Source organism: Vibrio sp. 10N.222.46.A1 (genome assembly GCF_041473595.1).
Classification (GTDB): Bacteria; Pseudomonadota; Gammaproteobacteria; order Enterobacterales; family Vibrionaceae; genus Vibrio; species Vibrio tasmaniensis_A.
This window is the reverse complement of the sequence record NZ_JBFRSN010000216.1, coordinates 7,420-10,588: the sequence shown is the minus strand read 5'-3', so window position 1 is coordinate 10,588 and position 3,169 is coordinate 7,420. Positions and strand designations below refer to the sequence as shown.

At 43.7% G+C, this 3,169-nt stretch carries 5 protein-coding genes; 3 read left to right on the top strand and 2 right to left on the bottom strand.

Annotated features, from left to right (window positions below; genetic code table 11):
• A partial coding sequence (locus AB4496_RS07305) for an Lrp/AsnC ligand binding domain-containing protein (RefSeq protein ID WP_372130755.1) occupies positions 1-261 on the top strand: 261 nt, incomplete at its 5' end.
• An 89-nt stretch (positions 262-350) separates the two neighbouring features.
• Positions 351-1,016: a hypothetical protein gene (locus AB4496_RS07300; RefSeq protein WP_102257787.1), complete on the top strand. Its 666-nt coding sequence runs from the start codon at positions 351-353 to the stop codon at positions 1,014-1,016.
• Between the two features lie 124 nt (positions 1,017-1,140).
• On the opposite strand, the gene tesB is transcribed toward AB4496_RS07300, so the two are convergent.
• On the bottom strand, positions 1,141-2,001 hold the full coding sequence (gene tesB / locus AB4496_RS07295; protein ID WP_102257861.1) for an acyl-CoA thioesterase II: 861 nt from the start codon (positions 1,999-2,001) through the stop codon (positions 1,141-1,143).
• 168 nt (positions 2,002-2,169) lie between these two features.
• Here tesB and AB4496_RS07290 point away from each other — a divergent pair, with 168 nt between their 5' ends.
• The gene (locus AB4496_RS07290) at positions 2,170-2,610 is read left to right on the top strand and encodes a YbaY family lipoprotein (protein ID WP_009847253.1); all 441 of its coding nucleotides are present in this window, start codon (positions 2,170-2,172) and stop codon (positions 2,608-2,610) included.
• A 76-nt stretch (positions 2,611-2,686) separates the two neighbouring features.
• Here AB4496_RS07290 and AB4496_RS07285 read toward each other — a convergent pair whose 3' ends face one another.
• A complete protein-coding gene (locus AB4496_RS07285; protein ID WP_102257788.1) occupies positions 2,687-2,989 on the bottom strand; it encodes an MGMT family protein in 303 nt (100 codons plus the stop codon).
• Positions 2,990-3,169: the final 180 nt, after the last annotated feature.

The window sequence follows — 3,169 nt, the reverse complement described above, 5'->3', positions numbered from 1 at the left end:
GCGTTCGTATTGGTGAAAACCAGTGATCATTCTCATGAGTGGTATGGTCGTTTTGTAAACACCGTATCGGAATTTCCAGAAGTGATGGAGTTTTATCGCATGGCTGGAGAATATGATTATATGATGAAGGTTCAGGTGAAAGACATGAAGTGCTTTGATGATTTCTACAAGCGCTTGGTGAATAGCATTGATGGTATCTCTAATGTGACCTCGACGTTTGCGATGGAGCCATTGAAGTACACAACGGCATTGCCTCTATAAGCTGCACCTAGCTAAACGTTAACTATCGTTTCAGTTTAACTATCTTCTCAGTTTAGATCTCGTCTCTGCGATAAAGAAAAGGAATATTCATGTTTGCAAAAGTATCTACTGCTATCCAATTGGTGCTGGCCGTTGCCATTTTTTATTTGGGTTACACCATCTATTCGTTTACCAATAAAGTCGGTGAAATCGTTGATACTTATCCGCAGGTGATCGAAGATTTATCCGGTCTTACCAAAGGGCTAAAAGTAGAAGAGCTATTAGCGTTTGCTGAACATGTTAATGAGCTTGCTCCTCAGGTGTTTGATACCGTTGAAGACGTCAGAAAGACCGTCGAAAAAGTGAATCAAACCGTTTCATCGGTTGATAATAAAATCCCTGCGATATTAGATGAAGTTAAAAATGTCCGAACGGAAGTCGGGCAGGTAAGAACCGATGTCATCCCGCCCACATTGACTGAATTAAAACGATACCGTGTTGATGTGATGCCACCGATGCTCGCTGAAAGTAAATCTTACCGCGAACAAACTATCCCCACTGTTGTTGCCGAATCTGAAATGCTACGAGCGGAAGTTCCGGGAATTTTGGAACAAGCGAATTTGCTGGCAGATAAAAGTAAAGAGTTAGCTCAGGGCGCCGCAGAGGGCGCAGTGAAAGGCGTGGTGTTATCGCCATTTAATCTACTGCGAGACGCTGGTGATGGAATTAAAACTCGAGTACAAGGTGAATTCGAACCCTTGCTAGAGGCTGAATAGAGATTACGGACTGTTACGTGACAGCTTGTCGTTAGCATCATTAAAAAGAGAGGCTAGGTATTAAACCTAGCCTCTCTTTTTGTTTTCTCGTAAATATTTGGGGCTTGTAAAAAGCGTTTATTCGCTATTTAGTAAAACGCATCACACCTTCTTGAACTGCTGTCGCTACTAGCTCACCTTTCTGATTAAAGATCTCGCCGCGCACTAGGCCACGAGTGTTCGCTGCCGTTGGGCTTTCAATCGCATAAAGCAGCCATTCATCCATCTTGAATGGGCGGTGGAACCAGATTGAGTGGTCAATCGTTGCCACTTGGAAGTTGGGTGTCATGATCGAAACTTCGTGAGGGTGAAGCGCCGTCACCAAGAACCCCCAATCCGATGCGTAAGCAAGCAGGTATTGGTGAATCAATTGGTTGTCTGGCATCGCGCCATTTGCTCTCACCCAAAGGTATTGTTTTGGGGCGGCTTTCTTAGGGTTAAGCGGGTTCACTATTGTTACCGGGCGCATCTCAATTGGCTTTTCGCCACAGAAAGTCTTACGCAGTTTCTCAGGCAAAAATTCAGCAATGTGGCTTGCTAACTCAGTTTCTGATGCAAAGTTCTCTGGCCCTGGGATGTTTGGCATTTCATTCTGGTGTTCAAAGCCGGGTGCGTCACCATGATAAGAAGCCGTAAGATAGAAAATAGGGCGGCCATTTTGAATCGCTTTCACGCGGCGTGTACTAAAGCTGCGTCCATCTCTTAGGTTCTCAACATCGTAAATAATGGGTTTTTCAGGGTCGCCGGGAAATAGAAAGTAACTGTGGAACGAGTGAACACTGCGGTCGTCTTGAACCGTATAACGAGCAGCAGAAAGCGCTTGCCCTAATACTTGACCGCCGTATACCTGTGGCAGACCTAGGTTCTCACTTTGCCCGCGGAACAGGCCTTCCTCTAGTTTCTCTAGCTGAAGTAAATTGAGTAATTCATTTAAAGGTTGACTCATCGCCAGCATGCCTCTTGGTAAAATAGGTGTCAGATTATGGTGTTAATCATTCAGCTTAGTCAGATATCTGTCAATAAATCATAGGGTTTCGAGACAGAATATGAAAGCTCTCTTATAATTGGTGAGTAGATTTGCCGAGTCCGGCAAACATGTTGAGAGAAATTGAATATGAAAAAGGCTCTAATTCTTATTACGTCTTTAGTATCGTTTGGCCTACTTGTGGGTTGCCAAGCAACATCAGAAACCAGTGCTTCTCAGGAAGTGGTTGCAGAGAACACTCAAGTGATTTCAGGAACAGTAAGCTATCGTGAAAGAATTGCATTGCCAGAGAATGCAGTAGTGACTGTTACGCTAGAAGACATCTCACTGGCTGACGCACCATCGACCGTTATCGCGACTCAAGAGTTCACCACTGACGGTAAGCAAGTACCGTTCGCATTCGAGCTGAGCTACGACAACAACAAGATTAAAGCTAACCACCGTTACAACATGCGCGCAACGATTCACGTTGACGGCAAATTACGTTTCACTACTGACACCATTAAGTCAGTGATTACTGACGTAGAAAACACGCAACAAGCAGACCTACGTTTGGTTGGTGTCCGTTAATTCGAAATCGATGCCACTGTTAAGGCATCTTGATTAAGCTTAATTTAGTCAGTTGAATAGACGATTAGTGGCAGCTCTAGGGCTGCCATTTATATATTCTGAGTTTAACTTTTCCCGCGTCACTCACTTCAATCCCTTCTTCTTGCAAATACTTTTTCTGGCGATCAAACGAATCCCCTTTCAAAGAGATCTCACCTTTACTATTGATCACCCGATACCAAGGCAGTTTGCTTCCTTCTGGTAGGTTACCCAGCGCTTTACCCACATGGCGCGCATACCCCGGAAATCCTGAAAAACGTGCGATGTCTCCATAAGTTGTTACTTTCCCATATGGAATTTGGTGAATCACAGCAAAGATTTGGGGCAAAAATTGGTCCATACTAAAAGTTCCTAGTTCATAAATACCAATCACAGTAAGTAAGTGTTCAAAAATAGCGCAGGGAAAAAGCTTGAGAACAAGACTGCTCTTTTTGATAAGAAGTTTCGATAAATAGTTATTCTACAATCAAAAAATCTAACGAGGTTATCGAGGCTTTTAACAAGCTAGGGTGACCAGTTA

Excerpts from the sequence above, each read along its gene's own strand:
- AB4496_RS07300 (WP_102257787.1), top strand. The coding sequence starts at position 351 with ATGTTTGCAAAAGTATCTACTGCTATCCAATTGGTGCTGGCCGTTGCC.
- tesB (WP_102257861.1), bottom strand. The coding sequence starts at position 2,001 with ATGAGTCAACCTTTAAATGAATTACTCAATTTACTTCAGCTAGAGAAA.
- AB4496_RS07290 (WP_009847253.1), top strand. The coding sequence starts at position 2,170 with ATGAAAAAGGCTCTAATTCTTATTACGTCTTTAGTATCGTTTGGCCTA.
- AB4496_RS07285 (WP_102257788.1), bottom strand. The coding sequence starts at position 2,989 with ATGGACCAATTTTTGCCCCAAATCTTTGCTGTGATTCACCAAATTCCA.